The organism is Vibrio sp. SBT000027, from assembly GCF_963894355.1.
GTDB classification, from domain to species: Bacteria; Pseudomonadota; Gammaproteobacteria; order Enterobacterales; family Vibrionaceae; genus Vibrio; species Vibrio splendidus.
On the sequence record NZ_CAWQGD010000004.1, the window covers coordinates 670,533 to 693,372 of the forward strand.

General features: G+C 44.4%; 19 protein-coding genes. 14 read left to right on the forward strand and 5 right to left on the reverse strand.

The genetic code is table 11. The features are described from left to right. Positions 1 to 24 precede the first annotated feature (24 nt). Together znuB and znuC are read right to left on the reverse strand one after the other, a co-directional pair. Positions 25 to 810: a zinc ABC transporter permease subunit ZnuB gene (gene znuB, locus AACU28_RS12985; protein WP_017084084.1), complete on the reverse strand. Its 786-nt coding sequence runs from the start codon at positions 808 to 810 to the stop codon at positions 25 to 27. Beyond that, on the reverse strand, positions 810 to 1,589 hold the full coding sequence (znuC, locus tag AACU28_RS12990) for a zinc ABC transporter ATP-binding protein ZnuC (RefSeq protein WP_121603037.1): 780 nt from the start codon (positions 1,587 to 1,589) through the stop codon (positions 810 to 812). The genes znuB and znuC overlap by 1 nt, the downstream gene beginning before the upstream one ends. 83 nt (positions 1,590 to 1,672) lie before the next feature. Between znuC and znuA the strand changes: the two genes are divergently transcribed. From znuA to AACU28_RS13015, 5 genes are all read left to right on the forward strand, one after another. Continuing rightward, positions 1,673 to 2,557 carry a zinc ABC transporter substrate-binding protein ZnuA gene (znuA, locus tag AACU28_RS12995; protein ID WP_121603038.1) on the forward strand — a complete coding sequence of 295 codons (885 nt, stop codon included), beginning with the start codon at positions 1,673 to 1,675 and terminating at the stop codon, positions 2,555 to 2,557. Positions 2,558 to 2,804: 247 nt separating this feature from the next. Next, positions 2,805 to 6,188 (forward strand): AraC family transcriptional regulator, encoded by a 3,384-nt coding sequence (locus AACU28_RS13000; RefSeq protein ID WP_121603039.1) that lies wholly within the window; start codon positions 2,805 to 2,807, stop codon positions 6,186 to 6,188. Positions 6,189 to 6,884: 696 nt separating this feature from the next. Beyond that, complete coding sequence (locus AACU28_RS13005; RefSeq protein WP_004734203.1) at positions 6,885 to 7,106, forward strand: FeoA family protein; 222 nt, start codon at positions 6,885 to 6,887, stop codon at positions 7,104 to 7,106. Next, positions 7,107 to 9,380: a Fe(2+) transporter permease subunit FeoB gene (gene feoB, locus AACU28_RS13010; RefSeq protein WP_102456985.1), complete on the forward strand. Its 2,274-nt coding sequence runs from the start codon at positions 7,107 to 7,109 to the stop codon at positions 9,378 to 9,380. Next, positions 9,377 to 9,607, forward strand: coding sequence for a FeoC-like transcriptional regulator (locus AACU28_RS13015; protein WP_076646498.1), 231 nt, complete (start codon positions 9,377 to 9,379; stop codon positions 9,605 to 9,607). The genes feoB and AACU28_RS13015 overlap by 4 nt, the downstream gene beginning before the upstream one ends. 136 nt (positions 9,608 to 9,743) lie before the next feature. Here AACU28_RS13015 and AACU28_RS13020 read toward each other — a convergent pair whose 3' ends face one another. After that, on the reverse strand, positions 9,744 to 10,172 hold the full coding sequence (locus AACU28_RS13020; RefSeq protein ID WP_121603040.1) for an HIT family protein: 429 nt from the start codon (positions 10,170 to 10,172) through the stop codon (positions 9,744 to 9,746). A 425-nt stretch (positions 10,173 to 10,597) separates the two neighbouring features. Continuing rightward, the gene (gene argS / locus AACU28_RS13025; RefSeq protein WP_121603041.1) at positions 10,598 to 12,331 is read right to left on the reverse strand and encodes an arginine--tRNA ligase; all 1,734 of its coding nucleotides are present in this window, start codon (positions 12,329 to 12,331) and stop codon (positions 10,598 to 10,600) included. Positions 12,332 to 12,681: 350 nt separating this feature from the next. On the opposite strand from argS, the gene AACU28_RS13030 reads away from it, so the two are divergent. Further along, a complete protein-coding gene (locus tag AACU28_RS13030; protein WP_076646500.1) occupies positions 12,682 to 13,278 on the forward strand; it encodes a VOC family protein in 597 nt (198 codons plus the stop codon). Positions 13,279 to 13,590: 312 nt separating this feature from the next. On the opposite strand, the gene purU is transcribed toward AACU28_RS13030, so the two are convergent. Then, positions 13,591 to 14,424 carry a formyltetrahydrofolate deformylase gene (gene purU, locus AACU28_RS13035; RefSeq protein WP_017093523.1) on the reverse strand — a complete coding sequence of 278 codons (834 nt, stop codon included), beginning with the start codon at positions 14,422 to 14,424 and terminating at the stop codon, positions 13,591 to 13,593. Between the two features lie 282 nt (positions 14,425 to 14,706). On the opposite strand from purU, the gene AACU28_RS13040 reads away from it, so the two are divergent. The 8 genes from AACU28_RS13040 to rnd all read left to right on the forward strand — a co-directional run bounded on the left by AACU28_RS13040 (position 14,707) and on the right by rnd (position 22,820). Continuing rightward, positions 14,707 to 14,907, forward strand: a complete 201-nt coding sequence (locus AACU28_RS13040) for a hypothetical protein (RefSeq protein WP_065606287.1) — start codon at positions 14,707 to 14,709, stop codon at positions 14,905 to 14,907. A gap of 160 nt (positions 14,908 to 15,067) precedes the next feature. Next, a complete protein-coding gene (locus AACU28_RS13045; protein ID WP_004734195.1) occupies positions 15,068 to 16,996 on the forward strand; it encodes an ATP-dependent DNA helicase in 1,929 nt (642 codons plus the stop codon). A gap of 59 nt (positions 16,997 to 17,055) precedes the next feature. Next, positions 17,056 to 17,757, forward strand: coding sequence for a tRNA (adenosine(37)-N6)-threonylcarbamoyltransferase complex dimerization subunit type 1 TsaB (gene tsaB / locus AACU28_RS13050; protein WP_004734194.1), 702 nt, complete (start codon positions 17,056 to 17,058; stop codon positions 17,755 to 17,757). A 91-nt stretch (positions 17,758 to 17,848) separates the two neighbouring features. Continuing rightward, the gene (locus AACU28_RS13055) at positions 17,849 to 18,154 is read left to right on the forward strand and encodes a hypothetical protein (RefSeq protein ID WP_004734193.1); all 306 of its coding nucleotides are present in this window, start codon (positions 17,849 to 17,851) and stop codon (positions 18,152 to 18,154) included. Between the two features lie 39 nt (positions 18,155 to 18,193). Beyond that, a complete protein-coding gene (locus AACU28_RS13060; RefSeq protein WP_102512607.1) occupies positions 18,194 to 18,754 on the forward strand; it encodes a Slp family lipoprotein in 561 nt (186 codons plus the stop codon). A 47-nt stretch (positions 18,755 to 18,801) separates the two neighbouring features. Next, positions 18,802 to 19,758, forward strand: coding sequence for an alpha/beta hydrolase (locus tag AACU28_RS13065; RefSeq protein WP_121603042.1), 957 nt, complete (start codon positions 18,802 to 18,804; stop codon positions 19,756 to 19,758). A 106-nt stretch (positions 19,759 to 19,864) separates the two neighbouring features. After that, on the forward strand, positions 19,865 to 21,559 hold the full coding sequence (gene fadD / locus AACU28_RS13070) for a long-chain-fatty-acid--CoA ligase FadD (protein ID WP_102448545.1): 1,695 nt from the start codon (positions 19,865 to 19,867) through the stop codon (positions 21,557 to 21,559). A 142-nt stretch (positions 21,560 to 21,701) separates the two neighbouring features. Beyond that, positions 21,702 to 22,820, forward strand: coding sequence for a ribonuclease D (gene rnd, locus AACU28_RS13075; protein WP_032500282.1), 1,119 nt, complete (start codon positions 21,702 to 21,704; stop codon positions 22,818 to 22,820). Positions 22,821 to 22,840: the final 20 nt, after the last annotated feature.

A 22,840-nucleotide genomic window follows, 5' to 3' on the forward strand; every position in this document is an offset into this window, starting at 1 on the left:
CAGAATGAATCTCGACTTTTCACTTTAGGCGCGGGTTCTGTACATTTGAGACAGCATAAACATTGCTGCTGCACTGATAACAACAGAAGGGCCGGCTGGCGTGTCATAGAACCAAGACAAGCTCAACCCTCCGAACACAGCGATAGAACCAATAACTGAGGCGAGGAATGCCATTTGTTCGGGTGTATTGGCGAATTTTCTTGCCGTTGCCGCTGGGATTATCAGCAATGACGTCATGATCAATGCACCCACAAACTTCATACCGACTGCAATCACGATACCAACCAGCAACATCAAAATAAGACGCATTAAGTCAATGTTGATGCCGTCTACTGCTGCAAGATCTTCATTTACTGTCGTTGAAAGCAGTGGTCGCCAAAATATCGCAAGCACTAAACCAATCACAGCAGCACCCGCATAGATGAACACTAAATCAGTCGGAGATACCGCAAGCAAGTCACCAAATAAGTAGCTCATTAGATCAACACGAACATTATCTAAGAAGCTCACAGCAACAAGACCCAAAGACAGAGCACTGTGCGCCAATATACCCAGTAAGGTATCGGTCGCGACTAGCTTTTGTTTTTGTAAAGTCACTAGCAACACAGCCAGCATCAAACAACAAATCAGCAGCGCGAGATACAAGTTAATGTTGAACAGAAAGCCAAGTGCTAAGCCCATCAAAGAAGCGTGAGCAAGCGTGTCACCAAAGTAAGCCATCTTGCGCCATACCACGAACGATCCTAATGGGCCTGCAATTAGCGCAATACCCAAACCCGCCAGAATAGAGGGAAGAAGAAACTCAAGCATTAGTGATGTCCGTGTTTATGGTTTGAACATTCATGCACGTCGCCTTCGACAGGCTGGCCTGCAAGATCATGATGGTGATGTTCGTGTTGGTGATGATAAAACGCTAGTGTTTCTTGGGTCGCGGTGCCAAAGAGCGCAATATACGAAGGGTGGTGTTTGATGTCTGCAGGTGCGCCTGAACAGCAGATGTGATGGTGCAAGCAGATAACATCGTCTGTTTTTGCCATCACTAAATGCAGATCGTGTGAAACCATAAATACGGCACAACCAAAGCGGTGACGAATGGTGTCAATCAGGTCATACAGGTCTATTTGCCCTTGTACATCAACGCCTTGAGCTGGTTCATCAAGAACAAGTAGATCTGGTCTTCTTAGCAATGAACGAGCAATCAGCACACGTTGGTTTTCACCGCCAGATAGCTGGTGCATGTTACTCTTTTGCAGATGTTCGGCGCCAACGAGCTTCAATGCTTCAAGGATCTCCTGCTGACTGAACTTACCAGTGAGCTTTAGAAAACGTTCTACATTGAGCGGTAGTGAATCATTGAGCTTTAATTTTTGCGGTACATAGCCAATTTTCAGTTTTTTAGCTTTTGTTATTGTGCCTGAAAATTTAGTTTGTAAACCCAGTACCACTTTGACTAATGTCGACTTTCCTGCACCGTTTGGCCCAATGAGGGTAGTGATTCTGCCGCGCTCTATATTTAGAGAGATGTTGTCTAGAACTTTTCGACCGTCATATTCGACGCTCACAGAATCTAGTTGGATTAAGTTATCCATGAATAGAACTCATTTGCAATTCGCTAATGTTATAATGTAACATTTACCTCAAGCCTAAGCTACTTTTCTATTATCGAGGGATTATGTCACGTTCATCTTTTATACTTGCTACTTTGCTTTTAGCGCCAAGTGTCGCAAGTGCCAATACTATTCTAACAAGCTTTAAACCAATTCAAATGATTGTGACAGAATTAACGCAGGGCGTTAGTGAACCGGATGTGTTGATGAACAGCAATGCTTCGCCGCACGATTATGCGCTTAAGCCATCGGATGTCAAAAAAGTTCACAGTGCCGATATGGTTATCTGGTTTGGTCCTGACCTAGAAGCCTTTCTGACTAAGGTGATTGGTTCAAAAGAAAACGTTATCAAGATCAGTGAGATTCCAGGAATTAACTTGCGAGAGTTTGGGCATGAAGATCACGATGCTCATGAAGGACACCATCATGGTAGCCATGACCCGCATTTTTGGTTGGGCATCGACCAAGTTGAAGTCGCGGCAAAATATATCTCAGCTAAGTTGATTGAATCTGACCCTGATAACGCAATGGCGTATCAAGAGAACCTAGACTCATTTTTGATTGCTTTGAAAGAGAAGAAGCAGTCAATTAATGAACAGCTTGCGCCAGTGAAAGACAAAGGTTACTACGTATTCCATGATGCGTATGGCTACTTCGAACAGGAGTTTGAGTTAAATAACTTAGGCCACTTTACCGTGAGCCCAGAGCGCAAGCCGGGTGCAAAAAGCTTGATAGCTATCAAGAAAACCTTGGTGCGTGAAAATGTTCAATGTGTATTTTCAGAGCCTCAATTTACACCGGCTGTGATCGAATCGGTGACTCGCGGAAGCAATGCTAAGCAAGGGCAACTTGATCCTGTTGGTTCACAGGTTGAAGTGAAGAGTGGAAGTTATTTCGATTTTCTTCAGCAACTTACAGACAGCTACACCAGCTGCTTGAGTGCTAAGTAATCAATAACCAATATTCCTAACGACACTTTGCTCTCGTTAATTTATGAATCATGCCGCTTTTTGCGGCATTTTCGTGACCGCTAAGATAAAACCTCTCAACAAATAGCAAACCTCCTTTCTCCTTTGTTAATTTCCGCTAAAATAGAAAGATAATAATAAGCACAAAAAAACTGAATTTTTGGTTCAGCAGCGATAAGACGTTGTGGACACCATAATTTCATGTGTTATTGCTGTTCAGGATGAAAAGTTGTATCGAATTATCTTCAGAATGTTCATGTTAATGAGCACCTCATTTAGCGTTCTCGCGGTAAATACCTCACCCTCCGTTTTCTATCCTTTGCCCGTTCAAGCGCAAGGGAACTTTCTTGCGGCTAAAAACTTGTACTTAGGTGCCGGTGGCGGGCTATGGGTTCATGATGTCCATGGAAAAGTACTCTTTTATGATGGCCGAACCCTATTCCCTCGAAAGGGCAGCCTTTTGCAATTTTCTTCAGAAAGAGTCGCGTTTCTTAACGATGAGTTTTGGACATTTTTTGATAATGAGGTGTACCGACACAGCCCTGGTATTGGCAATGAACTTGCGTTTAGTTTAAGCCCCGGCGCTGAGATCGCGAATATCGGCTCATCAGGTGATTATATTTGGGTCACAGATGGCAGTAATTTTTATACTTACAACACTCAATCTTTAGAATTTACCACCTACTCACTACTCAAACTGTATCGATATAACAATAGCAGTGATATTGCGATTAACGATGCGGAGTGGGTGTTGTCAAAATGGGTACTCGCGACCAGTTCTGGTGCTTACCTTTCTGAGGCGCAAGAGTTTACTCACATCACTGCATCAGATAAGCACCATATTGAGACGGTTTATTTTTCTAATGCTAGACGAGAGTTAGTGATTGGCACTTTAAATGGTGCGGTGATTGTTGATCTCGCGAATCCAGATAAAGAGAACAAAATAAAAGGGTCGCACGTTCTCTCGCTTGCTGAAACTTCAGACCAATATTGGATTGGCACTGAGCATGGACTCATTAGTTATAACTTCATTACGGGTCAAATTACACGATTCGAACAAGCCGCTAATCAAGATTTCTCGTTACCGGGAGAGAAAATATATTCGTTAATCAACGACCATGCTGGTGGGATGTGGGTTGCGACAAATAACGGCATCCGATATTTCTCACTGTTCAGTAAGACATTCTCAAGAACGCCATTAACGGGTATGGGAATGCACTCAAGTAGTGTCGTGATAAACAAAGTACAGCCGGTTAGTGAACAATTATCTTGGGTTGCTTCCTCAATGGGCCTCTATTTGGTCGATGCTCAAAGCAAAGCTAGTCCAATTCGTGTTTACTCCAACTCGGTACAGGACTTTGAGGTCTTTGGTTCTTCTATTTGGTTGGCTACAGAAGAAGGCATTATTAGTTTTAATACGGATACGTTAGAGCCTGAAGTGATCGGTTTACCAAGGTCTATCAAAGGGGTACACGTTGAGAACTTTGCGCTTCAAGCTGATAACGTACTTTGGATAACATCGGGGCAAGACCTTTATTCGTTATCTATCGAAACCATGAAGCTGACGGGGTACGGTACTGACTGGTTAGTTGATAAGTTTTTGCCAGCAAAAATCACTGCTCTCAATATAGGGTTACAAGGTCGTATTTATATAGGCACTGACCACGGCTTCTACTCTTTTATTGATAAACGGATTAGTTTTAGTCGCTCAAGTGAACGATTTGGCAAAGTGGTCGATATTGAAAAAGCGAAGGATGGGGCTCAATGGTTTGCGAGTAGTTATGGCGTGTATCGAATCCCTTATGACAGCTCTATTATTCAAGAGGTCACGCTTGTTGAAGACAATATTAGCCCAAATTGCTTAATAAGCGATGACAATGGTGTGTGGTTAGGTTCTTCGAAAGGTATCAGCTATTACGGACTGGATGGGCAACTGCATAAACATATCGGTTCACCATTTGGCTTGATCACCAATGAACTGGCGGCAGGGGCATGTGCCTTGTTTGACAGCGAAGGCAGCCAATCTACGAGGCTTATTTTTGGATCAAAGTATGGCGTAGTCAGTGCGTTATCTGATGAGTTATTGGTATCAACAACACCTCATAGTCGAGCATTGCTGAGTAAGATCAGTGTTGATCAGCAAACCGTATCACTTGGTGGTAAGACTGCTGATTTGGATGAAATCCCTTATGGTTCATCCATGAGTTTTAAGTTGGGCATCCTACCTGCGACGTTTGCCCCTGCGATGGAGTATCGCCTGAGCGACGATGAACCTTGGAGTGAATTTGAAGGAGGCTTGTTAACGCTCGACCATCTTCTTCCGGGGGACTATACACTGGAAGTTAAACCCGTTAAGGACTCGCATTATCGCTTTGTGTCAACGAATCAAAGCTTCTCAATCGCTGAGCCTTGGTATCTGAGCAATTGGGCTGCCGCAAGCTCTCTGGCACTGCTGATTGGTGTTGTGACTATCTTGGTTTTTTGGCGTTCGCGTTATGTCACTTTTGCCAATAGACACCTAAAAGCGCAAGTTGTATTAAAAACCGATCAACTGAGGCACCAAAGTCGCATTCTGTTGACGACCAATCAACAGCTTAAAAAGCAGCTATCAGTTAAGAGTGCGCTTGTATCGCACACAGCAAATGAACTTTCATCTGAAGTTAATCATATTGCTGCGATGCTCCCGAATTGGAATGATGAGAAAGGCAAGTCGCCAATCTTAACGCTGAAAAATGGCTTGGCTCAATTGAGTAATACACCTCAAGGAGAAGGGAAGGTCAGTTACGATATAATTTTGATCTTAGAAGCGGTACTCAAAGCTTGGCAAGATGATTTAGCCAAAGCGGGTATTGAACTGGATATTAGAGTTGATACCAAACAACGATACGTATCCTTGCTGTATTTTAATCTCGATATTATTTTCAACAACTTGGTTGCGAGCATCATCAAGAGAAACTTTAAGTCACAAAGCATGGTGGTTCTGGTTGAAGAAGTGAAGGAGCATCTTGTCGTTACGATTCGAGATCATGGGATGCCTTTCCCTAAATTGGCATCAAGCATGGGTGACAACACCGGAAAATCGACTGATCTAAATATCGAAAAATTACCTCTATTGATGAATCAGAGTGGTGGTGAGCTGAACGCGTTTGTTTCTGACTATCAAAATAAGGTTCAGCTTTCGTGGCCGATTGAATATCAAGTGCTGGATAATCTGGAAGCTAGCACCATTGAGCAGATTGAAACCATTAAGCTTGCCGCTTCAACGCCAGAGCAACAAAGGTTGAGTGCTGAACAAGAGTGGAAAAACAGAGTGTCGCAGCTTGTGAGCGAAAACTACGCCGATGCAGAGTTCAGTACTGCAACTACTGCTAAGTACTTGTTCATGTCTGAGAGAAGCTTACAGAGACGCTTTAAATCGGCTTATAACAAGACCTTTAAAGAGCATTTGAATGAAGTGCGTTTAGAGCATGCGTGTGAGCGGTTACTTGCGGGAGAGAAGATCTCAGACGTCGCGTTTGATTCTGGTTTTAATGACCCTTCCTATTTCAGTCAGAGGTTTAAGCACCATTTTGGTATGTCGCCATCTAAGTTTGCTGAAAACAGCGAAGAGTAGTGAGCTGCGGATTTACTCTACGTCCACATAGATAAAGATACTCTAAGCCTCGACATTCGTGTTGGGGCTTTTTTATGCTTCTACGAGATACGAGATACGAGATACGAGATACGAGATACGAGATACGAGATACGAGATATGATATGGCCCCTAAAAAGTAGACACAGGGGTTTAGTTGATTAGTTCACATCAATAGAGATAGAGATAGAGATAGAGAGCAGTGGGTAGTTTAAAAGGCTGTTGAGATAAAACAAAAGGAAGAAAAAAAATATCGTGGTATAGCCGGGGGGACTATACCACGGGTGCCAAGGACACCTTCGCTTGCTGCCGGAGTGATATGGCAAGCCACATCACCTCTGGAATAAAACTAAAGAGAAGTAGTTTCTCTTCGTTGGAGTAACTATACGTCTGCCCACTTATTTTACTTATAAAATTAACGACAGATGGCCATGAGAAAACCGACATTATTTTAAGTTATTGATAATTAATGATTTGTGTTGGTTTTTCTTGATTGGTATTAGTGAGGTAGTTCTCGTTGTTTGTTGAAAGTAACGTTTTTGACGTAAACGTTTTTAACGAAATTTACGAGTATGTATTTTCGAAAACATTGATTTCACACAATAGAATTGTGGTCATGTATGTGTATCATGGCGGTAATAACAATCTTTCTCATTATCAGTCACGAATTGGGCATTTATGAAACTCTCACAACTCGAGCAAGGAAAAGCGGCTTCTATTGTTGCACTAACAGGCTTAACACCAGACGTTAGAAAAAAACTTATGGTTATGGGCATGTTGCCAAAAACTGAGGTGACGCTAATCCGTCGTGCGCCGATGGGTGATCCACTTCAAGTGGAGGTGAGAGGTGTTTCTATCGCCATTCGTGAAAGCATTGCAGAACAAATCGAGGTTATCTAAATGGATTATCAAGTTCTTACCGTTGGTAACCCAAATAGTGGTAAAACAACATTATTTAACGCCTTAACTGGTGCTAAGCAGCACGTTGGTAACTGGGTTGGTGTAACCGTAGAAAAGAAGACGGGTTTGTATTCGCATGCTGGTGATCAGTTTCAGCTAACGGATTTACCGGGTATCTACGCACTAGACAGTGGTAATGATGCGAACAGTATCGATGAATCTATCGCGTCTCGTGCTGTGCTAACTCACCCTGCAGATGTGATCATCAATGTTGTAGATGCAAGCTGCTTAGAACGAAGCTTATACATGACATTACAATTACGAGAGTTGGGTCGCCCAATGATCGTTGTATTGAACAAGATGGATGTATTAAAGCGTGAGCGTCAGGTGATTAACCTTAAAGCGCTAGAGAAAGAGCTTGGCTGTCCAGTTTTAAGCTTGTCTGCAAACGACAAAGGCCAAGTTGCACGTTTTAAAGAGCGTCTGCATAAACTGCTTGTTCAAGGTGTGAGTCTTGATCCTATCTCTATTGATTACGATGCCGCGTTAGAAGCTCTTATCCCTTCTGTTGAGTCACAATTTGATGATGCTGATGTATCTCACCGAGCTCTGGCTATTCGTGCTTTAGAAAACGATTACTTAGTCTTGAACGGATTGGCTCCTCAAACTCGTACTCAAATCGACAGTGTGCGCCTAGGTGCCGATTTCGATATTGACCTTGCTGTTGCTGACGCTAAATACACTTTCTTACATGACCTTTGTAAACGTGTTCGTCGCAGTGAAGGGAAACTAAGCCGTAACTTTACTGAGAAAGCAGACCAATTCATTTTGAATAAATGGGTCGGTATTCCTTTCTTCTTCGTCATCATGTACCTAATGTTCATGTTCTCTATCAATATCGGTAGTGCGTTTATCGACTTCTTTGATATTGGTGTTGGCGCAATATTAGTTGATGGTGGACACCACTTATTAGATGGCCATTTACCGGTTTGGCTAGTCACCATTCTTGCCGATGGCATCGGCGGTGGTATTCAAACGGTTGCGACCTTTATTCCGGTTATTGCCGCGCTTTACTTGTTCTTAGCGGTATTAGAAAGCTCGGGTTACATGGCTCGTGCTGCATTTGTACTTGATAAAGTGATGCAGAAGATTGGCTTACCGGGCAAAGCGTTTGTTCCGTTAGTACTTGGTTTTGGTTGTAACGTACCTTCAATCATGGCAACCCGTACTCTTGACCAAGAGCGTGAACGTAAACTGGCAGCATCAATGGCGCCCTTTATGTCATGTGGAGCTCGTTTGCCAGTATACGCACTATTCGCAGCTGCGTTTTTCCCTGGTGCCGGACAAAATGTCGTATTCGCTCTGTACATCATGGGTATTGTAGCTTCTGTATTTACGGGCTTATTCCTTAAAAATACTATCTATCCTGGTAGCAGTGATAGCTTGGTTATGGAGATGCCAGATTACGAATTGCCAACCGTGCAAAACGTGATGCTGAAAACTTGGCAGAAGCTGAAACGTTTCGTGCTTGGCGCAGGTAAAACCATCGTAATGGTTGTGGCTATTCTTAGCTTCCTGAACTCATTAGGTATGGACGGCAGTTTTGGTAACGAAGACAGCGAAAGCTCAGTGCTATCTAAAGCGGCTCAAGTTGTGACTCCAGTGTTCCAACCTATTGGTATTACTGAAGATAACTGGCCTGCAACGGTTGGTATTATTACGGGTATTTTTGCGAAAGAAGCCGTTGTTGGTACATTAAACAGCTTGTACACCACGCCATCAGATGAAGAAGCGGCTGAATTCGATTTAGCAGCAAGCTTGCAAGAAGCCGTCATGACTATCCCTGAAAACCTAGCTGGTTTGAGCTATTCAGATCCATTAGGCATTGAAGTGGGCGACTTGTCTGACTCAAGCTCTGTGGCTGCAGATCAAGAGGTTGATACTTCGATCTTTGGTAACTTGAAAGACAAGTTTGTATCAGGCCACGCTGCGTTTGCTTACTTGATTCTTATCCTGCTTTACACACCTTGTGTTGCTGCGATGGGCGCTTATGTACGTGAGTTTGGTCAGACGTTTGCCCGCTTCATTGCGGTATGGACAATGGCTCTTGGTTACTTCGGTGCAACTTTCTACTACCAAGCAGCAAACTTCGCTGTACACCCAGTAAGTAGTGCTGTGTGGATGGTGGCAATTGCTGGTGGCTTTGTGGTGACGTATCGCGTCTTCAAGAAAATCGGCAGTAAGCAAAAAGCGTTAGAGGTGCAAGTAGTATGATTTTAACTGAACTTCATCAATACATCGATAACGAAGGTGTCGCTGCTCGTAGTGAACTCGCGTCTAAGTTTGGAATGAGCGAAGACGGTGTCGATGCGATGCTGAGTTTTTGGGTCAAGAAAGGGAAAGTTTCCCGCTTGGTCGATACCAACAAGCATGGCCATACAACACGTATTCGTTACACCATCAGCAAACAAGATGGTCTGTCACTGAATGTGATGATGTAGTTCAGAGCTTCATACTCTCGTTGAAAACGACGAGATTAGACAATAAAAAGCCGCTCACCTATTTTAGATGAGCGGCTTTTTGTCATGTGTCTATTCTGAACAGCCTTGCTTTAATGCGTAGTGAGATGAACTCGAATTACGCTTTCTTAAAGATAGAGCTCAGCGATAAAACGTTTTGAATACGAGTATGGATTGCGGCTTGTTGTTCTTCACTGCGCTGTTCGCCTTTGGTGTTGCCCCATACTGGACCTGGCCACGCGATGTCGTCTTTGAAACGTGCAATATGGTGAATGTGTAGTTGTGGCACCATGTTACCCAGCGCGCCTAGGTTTAACTTGTCTGGTTGGAATGTCGCTTCTAATGCTTGGCTTACCGCTTGAGACTCAAGCAAGAACTGCTGTTGTTCTTTCATTGGCAGATGGTGCAACTCTTTTAGGTTGGCACGTTTTGGTACCAAGATAACCCAAGGCACAGCACTGTCTTTGCTTAGCAGTGCCAAGCTTAGTGGAAATTCGCCGATAAGCGTGGTGTCTTTTGCTAACTGTGGGTGAAGTTCAAAGTTCATGATCTTTCCAATTAATTGTTTTACTTGAGTATAAGGTTGGAGTTGGGATGTGGCTAGCGCTTACGTTCTCAATAAGCAGATTCCCTATCACGTTCGTTCCTCACTGTAGGGAATGACGGGCGGGGAGAGTTTTAGCGAATGGCTTTGCTTGTGTTACGCGTTTGGAGGAGATTTCCTATTACGTTTGTCCCTAACTATAGGCGGTAACGATTCGGTGTAGTTTGATAAGTTCATTAATGTCGAGTTGGACTAACGACACTTATTTTCGTCATCTCCTATAGCGACGAAGGAGCGTAGTAGGAGATCTCTTGCTGCGTAGGCCGACTCGTCGCAAAGATAAACGAGTAAACGAAACCTCCAAATAAAACAAAAGGTTGATGCTCTAACATCAACCTTTGTATTTATTCATTGTAACCCGAAGGGAATTACATGCGCTCTAGAGTTTCGATACCTAGAAGCGACAGGCCTTGCTTGATAGTCTTAGCTGTCAGTGCAGCAAGCTTCAGGCGGCTCTGTTTAACGGTTTCATCTTCAGCCACAAGGATAGGGCACGCTTCATAGAAGCTAGAGAATTGACCAGCAAGTTCGAATAGGTAGCTACACATGATGTGCGGTTGACCTTCACGAGCAACAGACTGTACCGCTTCTTCAAATTGTAGAAGTTTCGCGATAAGGGCTTTCTCTTTCTCTTCAGTGATTTTGATTTCACCTTCAAGAGAGTCCATAGAAATGCCTGCTTTAGCAAAGATTGAAGCGACACGAGTGTACGCGTACTGCATGTACGGTGCTGTGTTACCTTCAAATGCCAGCATGTTTTCCCAGTCGAACACGTAATCAGTGGTACGGTGCTTAGAAAGGTCTGCGTATTTAACAGCCGCCATTGCAACTGTGTTCGCGATGGTTTTCTTCTCGTCTTCTGCTAGCTCAGGGTTTTTAGATTCAATTAGCTGAGTTGCACGCACTTCTGCTTCGTCCAGAAGATCAGCAAGACGTACTGTACCGCCTGCACGAGTTTTAAATGGCTTACCATCTTTACCTAGCATCATGCCAAACGCGTGGTGCTCAAGAGAGACAGACTCAGGAACATAACCCGCTTTACGAACGATAGTCCAAGCTTGCATTAGGTGTTGGTGCTGACGAGAGTCAATGAAGTAAAGTACGCGGTCTGCGCCCAGTTCTTCAAAACGGTATTTAGCACATGCAATATCGGTGGTGGTGTATAGGAAGCCACCGTCACGTTTTTGCACGATAACGCCCATCGGGTCGCCATCTTTGTTTTTGTATTCGTCTAGGAATACAACTTGTGCGCCGTCAGACTCTTTTGCTAGACCTTGTGTTTGTAGGTCAGAAACGATGTTTGAAAGCATATGGTTGTACATACTTTCACCCATTACATCATCACGTGTCAGTGATACGTTCAGGCGATCGTAGTTACGTTGGTTTTGAACCATGGTTACGTCAACCAGCTTTCTCCACATTTCAGCGCAGTATTCGTCGCCGCTTTGCAGTTTCACTACGTAGCCACGTGCTTTCACTGCGAATTCTTCGTCTTCGTCGTAAAGCTTTTTAGATTCACGGTAGAACTGCTCAAGATCTGAAAGTTCCATTGAAACTTCGCCAGTTTCAGCTTGGATGCGCTCAAGGTTTGCGATAAGCATACCGAATTGAGTACCCCAGTCACCAATGTGGTTAGCACGGATAACTTTGTGGCCTAAGAACTCTAGTGTACGAACAACAGCATCACCGATGATCGTTGAACGTAGGTGACCAACGTGCATTTCTTTTGCAACGTTTGGTGCTGAGTAGTCAGCAACAATTGTTTGTGCTTCAGCTGCTGTAACACCAAGGCGAGAGTCAGCCAGTGCTGCGTCTGCTTGTTGTGCTAGGAATGCTTCATCTAGGAAGATGTTTAGGAAACCTGGACCTGCGATTTCAACTTTAGAAGCGATACCGTCTAGGTTTAGAACGTCCAATACTTTTTGAGCAAATTCTCGTGGGTTGGTGCCTAGTCGTTTAGCAACACCCATAACGCCGTTTGCTTGGTAGTCACCAAATTGTGGTTTTGCAGATTGGCGAACAGCCGCAGGAGAGCCTGCAGGTGCGCCAGCGGCTTCTAGAGCCTGAGATACTTTGTCATTAATCAGTGCTTGGATATTCACACGCGTTTCCTTCAATTCAAGGATGAATAAGAGTGGCCGTTATTTCGTGGGTATTAAATTTGGTTAATTATGCTTCGAGTTAACGATTTAATGCCGAAATGAACAACAGACTCTGTTTAAGTTCACAAAAATGGCGTTAATCATACCAATTTTGTGGGGTTTCTTATAGGTCGAATTGATAGAAAATTAACATTTCCTGAGGGGTTTTTGACAATCGACTTTGACCAAGCCAGGTTTGTCTATTTAGGAAAGTAAGACACCGTACTTTTTGAACGTTTTTTTGTAAAAGCAACGCTTGTTGCTGAAAGTAAAACTGATACCATGCAGCCATTATTTGGAGAACAAAGACAATGACGATGAGCCTGAAGCAAGCCGAACTAGAACCACAACAAATGATTGCGCGCCTTGATACGTTTATGGCGAAAATTGAGAACCTAGGAAATGCACTGGGTTTAGATTTAAGCTTTGCTCAAGCGGATCATATTGCATTAAGAATTAATGAAACTGAGCTTGCGAAATCAGCACATCTGGCTTGGTCTGAATATGGCTCTACAATTTCAGAAGCGATGATCAATGGCCGTCCAATTGTGGTGTTGGCTTTCGATGAGCCATTGCAAAGCCTTGGTTGGAAGATTGAGTGCTTAGAGTTGCCATATCCAGCAGAAGGTAAAATTTATCCAAGCCAAGATTGGGAACATGTCGAGTTTGTGATTCCTTCTCACGCGCAAACTGCCGAACAGTATCTAGCGGATCTTAAAGAAACTTACCCGCAGTTCGCTGCTAAGTTTGAAACTTTGGCAGAGCAAGGCGTTAAGATAAAACTCTCTAGCCCGAAAGGCGAGGGTGAACGTTTGAATAACCCAACGGTGGCTTTTAAACATCAAGGCATTTGTATTAAGCTGCATCCACACTCTTTGAAGAAAATTGTTGAGTCAGAACAGGCTTAATTTGAGCAGAGAATAGCTGGGATAGATTCCTGATCTCGCCTAGGCTCGTCGGAATGACGGGGTGTTTGATGGTATTGGCCAGAGTCATCTTTGGATGCTGACAGACTGAGCGTTCGAGGGCGTATGTTAGAGCCTATAGCTAGAAGATTCATCACCGAGTTCGTCATTCCCGATAGCGACGAAGGAGCGTAGTCGGGAATCTCATAAAGCTAGTCAGATCATCAGATACAAAAAACGCGCAATGGGTTAACCCTGTTGCGCGTTTTTTATTGGGTTCTAACTGGAAGTCTTACCGGAAATCGAACCTCCGACCTACAGAATCACAGTCTTGTTACCGTAAACAAACACGTGATCATTGATCACTTTGTTTAAAGCCTTACTCAACACGTTCTTCTCTACGTCACGACCCGCTTGAGCCATGTCTTTCGCGCTGAAGTTGTGATCCACTGGAATCACGTCTTGCTTGATGATTGGGCCTTCATCGAGATCGTTTGTCACGAAGTGCGCGGTTGCGCCAATGATTTTTACGCCGCGCTCATATGCTTGTTGGTATGGTTTAGCACCAATGAATGCTGGCAAGAAGCTGTGGTGAATGTTGATAATTTTGTGGTTGTACTTCTCAACAAACCCCGGAGTCAGCACTCGCATGTATTTAGCAAGCACCAGATAGTCCGCCTCGTACTGGTCAATCACTTCAAGCATCTTCTTCTCATGTTCTTCACGGTTTAATCCTTCGTGAGAAACATGATGATAAGGAATATCAAAACGCTCGGTTAAGCTTTGCAGAGTATCGTAGTTGCCAACCACCGCCGCGATTTCGACATCTAAGCTGCCATCAAAGTTCTTCATCAGAATATCGCCAAGGCAGTGAGCTTCTTTAGTCACGAGTATCACGACACGCTTACGAGAAGAGCCCATCAGCTTACGTTTCGCATTCTCTGGCAATGCTTGGTCTAAATCGGCAAGCAAGGTTTCGTCATTGAAGTAACCCTCTAGCTCGGTACGCATAAAGAAGTGACCACTAGTGTTATCAACGAACTCATTGTTGTGAATAATATTGAGTTGGTGCTTGTAACAAATGTTGGTGATCTTTGAGATGAGGCCTGGGGCGTCAGTACAATGTGTTAATAAAGTTTTTCTTTCCATTTGCATCTTACTTCCATGAATGTTGCACTTTTTTATATGCAATCGGGATTCTTCAAATTTAATGCAGGCCGTCGAACGGTGAACTGAGCCGCAATATCACCGTTATAATTAATCTATTATCAATTTGGTTTCAACAAAATCTACCGTTCATTTAGGGGATTAATAAATAGAGAGGCTTAATAAATTTAGGTAGAGGTTAGATTTCTGACGGTTTTAACCGATATTCTCGGTCAAGTTCCACTAGAGCGAGCCAACATTTCAGCCATGCATAGGTGATCATTTATGGATAAAGAGTTACTAGCGAAAAAGTTGTATTGTAAGCGTGTAAATTCATTAGTGGGTGATGTTCAGGTGGACGACAACGTTCTTGATGAAATGTGGGAAAGCAAAGCTTCTCCGACTGATGCTGCTAAAGCTATGCAACCAAGTGATTCCGGTTTTTCTGGTGCGCCTTGGTTATCTCGTTACTTGAATCGCAAGTAGTTAAACAACCCCTTCATTTGTTTTGGGCTAGGTTGGTTAACAAGACTTAGCCTGCTATGTTCTATTCGATAGACACCTCCGGTGTGCAGTCATTTCTGATTCGCACCGGCTCACTAAACCTGCCATAATTCGCCTTCTATTTTTCTAAACCACGTACTCTATGATATCTAAAACGTTTTCTGCTGATGGTGCTCTGGGTAAAGCGATCCCTGGGTTTCAACCACGACAAGCTCAGTTGGATATGGCTGAGGCAGTCTCACAGGCCATTGAGCAACAAAGCCAATTGGTTGTTGAGGCAGGGACGGGTACCGGTAAGACGTTTGCTTACCTAGTACCGGCACTGCTTAGTGGCAAGAAAACTATTATCAGTACGGGGTCTAAAAACCTTCAAGAGCAGTTGTTTCATCGTGATTTACCATTAATGGTCGATGCGCTTGGCTTTTATGGTCAGGTTGCTCTGCTGAAAGGTCGTTCAAACTATTTGTGTTTGGACAGGCTCAGTCGCCAGATGATCGAAAGTCATGGCACTCATACCGATCCAACGCTGTTAGCTCAGTTGGTGAAAGTGCGCAGCTGGTCTTCGGCGACTCAAACTGGTGACTTAGGCGATTGCGATGATATTGCTGAAGATAGCCCAGTTATTCCAACCATTACCTCGACTAACGAAAACTGCTTAGGCAAAGAATGCCCGAGCTACACTGATTGCTTTGTGCTTAAGGCGCGTAAAAAAGCGATGGATTCGGATGTTGTCGTAGTAAACCACCATCTATTCCTCGCGGATTTAGCTATCAAAGAAACCGGGTTTGGTGAGCTGATACCTGAAGCCGATGTGTTTATCTTCGATGAAGCGCATCAACTTCCTGATATCGCCAGTCAGTATTTCGGACAATCAGTATCAAGCCGACAAATCCAAGAACTAGCCAAAGACATTGAAATCGCTTACCGCACTGAAGCCAAAGACATGCGGCAGCTGCAAAAGGTTGGCGAGAGGCTCATTCAATCAGCCGCCGATTTACGCATTGTGCTCGGCGACACCGGCTTTCGTGGTAACTGGCGTGAAGCATTGAAGTCAGAGTCGATTGCAAGAGAGCTCGTGCGTTTACAAGATGCGTTGCAACTGGCTGTGGATGTATTGAAATTAGCGTTGGGTCGAAGTCAGTTGTTAGACACGGCTTTCGAGCGTGCAACCATGATTAAGTCGCGTATCGAACGTGTGTGTGATGTGTCGATTACCGGTTATTCCTATTGGTATGACACCACGCCACGCCACTTTGCTTTGCACATCACGCCTCTTTCGGTTGCGGATAAATTCCATGAACAAATCGAGCTTAAACCGGGTGCTTGGGTGTTTACTTCAGCAACGCTAGCGGTGTCGGATGATTTCGACCATTTCACCTCTCGACTCGGGTTAAAACCGTCAGCACAGTTTTCACTGCCAAGCCCGTTTGACTATCCAAATCAGGCGCGTTTGTGTGTACCTCGCTATCTTCCCGAACCAAATAGCCCGGGCTTAGCGGATAAGCTAGTAAGAATGTTGACCCCTGTGATTGAGCAAAACCAAGGTCGCTGTTTCTTCTTGTGCACCTCACACAGCATGATGAAAGAGTTGGGGGAACGATTCCGTGAAACGCTCTCGGTTCCAGTTCTGTTACAAGGTGAGACAAGTAAGCAAAAAACCTTAGCCGAATTCATGGAATTAGGTAACGCATTGCTGGTGGCCACTGGCGCCTTCTGGGAAGGTATAGATGTTAGGGGCGACGCATTAAGCTGTGTTATCATCGATAAATTGCCCTTTACCGCCCCAGACGACCCGTTACTTAAGGCTCGAATCGAGGACTGTAAGTTAAAAGGGGGTGATCCTTTTGCACAAGTACAGTTACCAGACGCAGTGATTACCTTGAAACAAGGTGTTGGCCGATTAATACGTGATAAACGTGATAATGGCGCTTTGATTATTTGCGATAACCGCTTGGTGACCCGCGATTACGGTGGTGTATTTTTGGCGAGTTTACCGCCTATCCCACGTACCCGTGACTTAGGGATCATTAAAGAATTCTTAGCTAAAGACCATTCAACCGCTGCTGAGTAATTGGCATTGTTGAGCTTAGCCATTATTTTTAGATTAGATAACGAATATTTGAGACACGAATGAGCGCGAAAATTCTTGCAGTAGATACCGCAACTGAAAACTGTTCAGTTGCACTAGTAATGGGTGACCAGGTGTTCGCACGTAGCGAAGAGGCTCCTCGAGACCATACGAAAAAAATTCTACCTATGGTTGATGAAGTACTGAAAGAAGCGAATGTCGCTTTAACCGATATCGACGCAATCGCGTTTGGCCAAGGCCCAGGCAGTTTCACGGGTGTGCGTATTGGTATCGGTATTGCTCAAGGCTTGGCTTTTGGTGCTGATTTACCGATGATCGGTGTATCTACACTGGCCGCGATGGCGCAAGGCAGCTACCGTAAATTTGGTGAAACTCACGTAGCTACAGCGATTGATGCTCGCATGAGTGAAGTATATTGGGCTCGTTACAGCCGTGAAGACGATGGTCGTTGGACTGCGGTTGATGCGGAATGTGTCACGCCTCCAAGCGAATTAGCTGCGCAGCTTGAAGCGGATTCTGAGACATGGGCAAAAGTCGGCACCGGTTGGGAAGCGTATGCAGAGCACATGGACACACTAGCGATTAACACCAAAGCGTGTGAAGTCCTGTTTCCAGAAGCTCAAGACATGGCGTTCCTTGCTCAATTTGCTTATGCAGAAGGTAAAGCGGTTGCAGCAGAAGAGTCTGAGCCTGTTTATCTTCGTGATAAAGTGACGTGGAAAAAACTGCCAGGTCGAGAGTAAATACGTATTATTTTGGCTTTGCATTCACTTTGCAGAGCCAAAATAAAAACAGATACACAATCATTAACATCAGGTAATAAACTCTTTAAGCATGGTTTCACTAAACGGCTTACCTCCTTCTTCGATAGGCAATACATCCAAAACCAATCGAACCAACAAAAAGAACGAGGTAAAAAAAGGCGATGCAAAAACCTCAGTTGGTCAGCCAACTAAGGTCGCGAATGCTGTCTCGCATTCGATTCGCCAAGTCAAAGAATCTGAGATCCACAAAGCTCAGGTTCAATATGATCTTCCAGAAGGGCGTGGACGACGTGCGATGGAGGAGTATATGGACGTGATGAATCAAGCTAAAAAAGAGGAACTTGCGAAGCTTATTGGGGTCGATATTTATATCTAGCTTTGTGCTTTCATTTATCCTTTTCTAAGGACCAGCATTATGTTTTCTCTCATTTCTAAATCTCGCTTATTTTTCCTTGTCGCCTTCTCTTCGATGGTGATGGGTTGCTCATCTCTACCAGAAGAACTTAATGCAAACTCTGAACAGGTGGTAACTGACTACCAAGAGTGGGTAAACACAGTGCCAGACGCTGGTGACGTTCGTTTAGGTGGTGTGATAGCTAAAGTCACTAACTTACAAGATAAGACTCGTGTTGAAGTGGTTAACTTACCTATCTCAAGTAACGGTAAACCAGATATTGATGCCGAGCCAAAAGGGCGTTTTGTTGGTTACATTGATGGCTATGTAGAACCTTTGAGCTTTGCTGAAGGCCGTTTAATCACCTTGGTTGGAACATCAAATGGTACTGAAGATGGTACCGTTGGTGATTACCCTTATACCTTCCCTGTAATGAATGTCTACAACCAACGTTTATGGCAGATCACCGAGCGAGTGGTCATCAACGACTTTGCGCCAACCTACTACTCTTGCCGCAGTTTGCATTGCCGCAGCTTTCAAACCATGCCTAAGTCAGGCCGTGTGATTCAAGATGTGGAATAGTCGAACCTGAAATCGACACACTAAACGATAGGGACACCATACAATCAATGATTGAAAAGTCATACTCTCTTGCGAGCGGGACGCTTGCAACACAACAGATTGGTAACCCCGAAACGACCGCTACGACGGTCGTTTTTATTCATGGGTGGTTAGATAACTCATCGAGTTTTTCTTCTGTTATATCAAATCTAGAAGTACTTTCACCAAATTCTCATCTGGTTGCTATTGACCTCTTTGGCCATGGGTTTTCATCGCATAAGTCGGGCAGTTACTACCCATTTCACGACTATATTGATGATTTGCATCAGTTGGTGACTAAATTATCGCCAAACAGACTGGTACTGGTAGGACATTCACTTGGTGCATTGATCGCAAGTTGCTATAGTGCCGCCTTTCCTGAAAAGGTGTCAGGATTAATTCAAATTGAAGGTCATGGACCTCTTTCAGAAGCTCCCCACGAAACAGTCTCTCGTTTGAGGGATGGGGTACTCAGTCGTCTTCGACAGCGAAGAAAGCCTTCACGTCCTCTGGCAAGTCTTGAGGATGCTATTAAGCTGAGAGCTCACGCCAATCAAATCAAAGCAGAACTCATTGCTCCTATTGTTGAACGAGGAATCGTTGAGCTAAGTACTGTTGATCGAACTGTTGTTACTAAAGTTGCTTTTGAGGAAACGACAGTAGATCAAGCTGCTTTTGATCAAGCAACTGTAGCTCAAGGTAGTGCCGAGTTTGATAACTCTTGGCAATGGCGATGCGACCCTAACCTAAAATGTGACTCGTTATATCGAATGTCACAAGCGCATGCTGAAGCGATCATGGCGGCTATTGAATGCCCTCAATTAATAGTTTTAGGAAATGATGGATTCCGACATTTGCAGCATAATCGCTACAAATCAGCCCATAGTTCTCTGAATATAGAGACTGTTCCTGGCGGACATCATTGCCATTTAGAGAGCCCAGAGCTAGTTTCAGAGCTAATTCTTGGTGTAGTTAACAAAATTTAAACAAGTGTTTGAGCCTTTTAGTGCTCATGCACTAAAGCTGTGCTGTAATACCGCAATGATAAAAAGCGGCGAAGCAGTCGTCAGCTGATAAACGAGGAGTAACATAGTGGACAAACCTTGGCTTTCACGTTATCCAAGTGACGTACCAGAGACGATCAACCCAGATCAGTACCCATCTCTTATTGAAATGTTCGAACAGTCAGTACAGAAGTACGCAGACCAACCAGCATTCGAGAACATGGGGTCTATCATGACATTCCGTAAGCTTGAAGAGCGCAGTCGTGCTTTTGCTGCTTACCTGCAGAATGATCTAAAACTGAAGAAAGGCGATCGTGTCGCGCTGATGATGCCAAACCTGCTGCAATATCCAATTGCACTCTTTGGTGTACTGCGTGCAGGTATGATTGCAGTGAACGTCAACCCACTGTACACGCCTCGTGAACTTGAACATCAATTGAATGACTCTGGCGCAAAGGCGATTGTTATCGTTTCTAACTTTGCGAGCACGCTAGAAAAAGTCGTTGATAAAACTCCGGTGAAACACGTTGTGCTAACCAGCTTAGGGCAAATGCTGCCACGAGCAAAAGGTACGATTGTCGACTTCGTAGTGAAATACGTAAAAGGCATGGTGCCTAAGTACGATCTGCCGGGTGCTATCTCATTTCGAAAAGCACTGCACAAAGGCCGTCGCCTACAGTATGTGAAGCCATTTATGGCTGGCGATGACATCGCATTCCTACAGTACACGGGTGGTACAACGGGCGTAGCGAAAGGCGCAATCCTAACGCACCGCAATATGATTGCGAACGTACTTCAAGCGAAAGGGGCATATAGCCCTGTTCTGCAAGAAGGCCGTGAATTGGTGGTAACGGCATTGCCGCTTTACCATGTGTTCGCACTGACTGTGAACTGCTTACTGTTTGTTGAGATGGGTGGTCGTAACCTTCTGATTACTAACCCTCGTGACATTCCTGGCTTTATTAAAGAGCTGCAAAAGGTTCCGTTTACCGCGATTACTGGCGTAAACACCTTGTTCAATGCGCTAGTCAATAACGAAGATTTCCACGAGTTGGATTTCAGTAATATGCGTTTATCTGTTGGCGGTGGTATGGCGGTTCAACGCGCTGTTGCTGAGCAATGGAAGAAAGCGACAGGTGTCCATCTACTTGAAGGCTATGGTTTAACCGAGTGTGCTCCTCTAGTAACGGGTAACCCATACGATCTGAAAGACTATACGGGTGCAATCGGCCTACCAGTACCATCGACAGAAGTTCGTATTGTTGATGATGAAGGTAAAGTAGTTAGCAATGACCAAGTGGGTGAATTGCAGGTTCGTGGTCCTCAAGTGATGCAAGGCTACTGGCAACGTCCAGAAGCGACCAAAGAAGTGATCGACCAAGATGGTTGGTTATCGACTGGTGATATCGTTAAGTTTGATGACGAAGGCTTGTTGTACATCGTAGACCGTAAGAAAGACATGATTCTAGTGTCAGGCTTCAACGTTTACCCGAACGAGATTGAAGATGTTGTGGCTCTGCATGGTAAAGTGTTAGAAGTTGCGGCTATCGGCCAACCTCATGAGGTGTCTGGTGAGCTGGTTAAGATTTACGTTGTGAAACGTGACCCTAGCCTAACCAAAGAAGACATTATCGCGCACTGTCGTGAACACCTAACTGGCTACAAGATCCCTAAATTGATTGAGTTCCGTGAAGAACTACCAAAAACCAATGTAGGCAAAATCTTGCGCAGAGTGCTTCGTGAAGAAAATGACGCAGAGCTTGCCAAACGCGCAAGCGAGTAATGCTCGGGTTCGCGAGAAATTAGCACCCGAAACCATTCAGGCGCTTAATCTAAGCGAGCGCTGAAAAATGGTGTTAGAATGCCGACAGTTAATGTCGGCATTTTTGTATCCGGCGATCAAAGTAAAATCAGTGAGAGTTTTTGTGGATTATCAAATCATTACCCAAGTGAAAGACCTTGAGCGAGTTTGCCAACAAGCACGTGAAGCCGATGTTGTTATGCTTGATACAGAGTTCGTTCGTACAAGAACCTATTATCCTCAATTAGGCTTAATTCAGTTATTTGATGGTGAAACGCTGTCACTGATTGATCCTATTGCTCTTGATGAAATGACCCCGTTTGTTGGGCTGTTGAAAGACACTTCAGTACTGAAAGTGTTGCACGCGTGTGGCGAAGATCTAGAAGTATTCCAGAACGCATTTGGCTGTACGCCAACACCAATGGTTGATACGCAGATCATGGCAGCCTTCTTAGGTCATGGTCTTTCAACTGGCTTTGCGGCTCTAGTTTCTGAGTTTGTAGGTGTTGACCTAGATAAGAGTGAATCTCGAACCGACTGGCTAGCGCGTCCGCTTTCTCAAAAGCAACTCGACTACGCAGCAGCAGACGTTCACTACTTGATGCCAATGTACAACAAGCTTCTAGAAAAAGTGATGGAAGCGGGCTGGTGGGAAGCGGCGCAACAAGAGTCTGATTTACAAGTGGCTAAGCGCATCCGCAAAGCAAACCCAGATAACGCTTACCTTGATATTAAAGGCGCGTGGCAGCTAAAGCCTCAGCAGCTAGCTATTTTAAGACCGCTAGCAACTTGGCGTTTAAAAGAAGCGATTAAGCGTGACTTAGCGCTGAACTTTGTCTTTAAAGAGCAAGACTTATGGGCAGTAGCGCGTTTCGCGATGAAAGATCCTAAGCATATGGAGCAGGAAGGGTTTGATTACCGTTCTGTGCGTCGCCATGGTGCGAAGATCAGCTCAATCGTGAAATTAGCTGAGCATACGCCAGAAGAAGAGTACCCAGCGCCAGTAGAACGTCTAATGGACTACCCAGGTTACAAGCAACTCTTCAAAGTGTTGAAAGATGAAGTGAAAACAGCATCGCAACACAGTGGTTTAGCGACTGAGTTTTTGGCATCGAAGAAGCAACTTAATCAAGTGTTAAGCTGGATTTGGAAGTACGATCGTAATCCAGAGAAGCTGCCTGATGTAATGCAAGGTTGGCGCCTAGACGTGGTTGGTGAGAAGCTAAATAAAGCAATCAAATAACCTTATATCTTCAGTAAGCA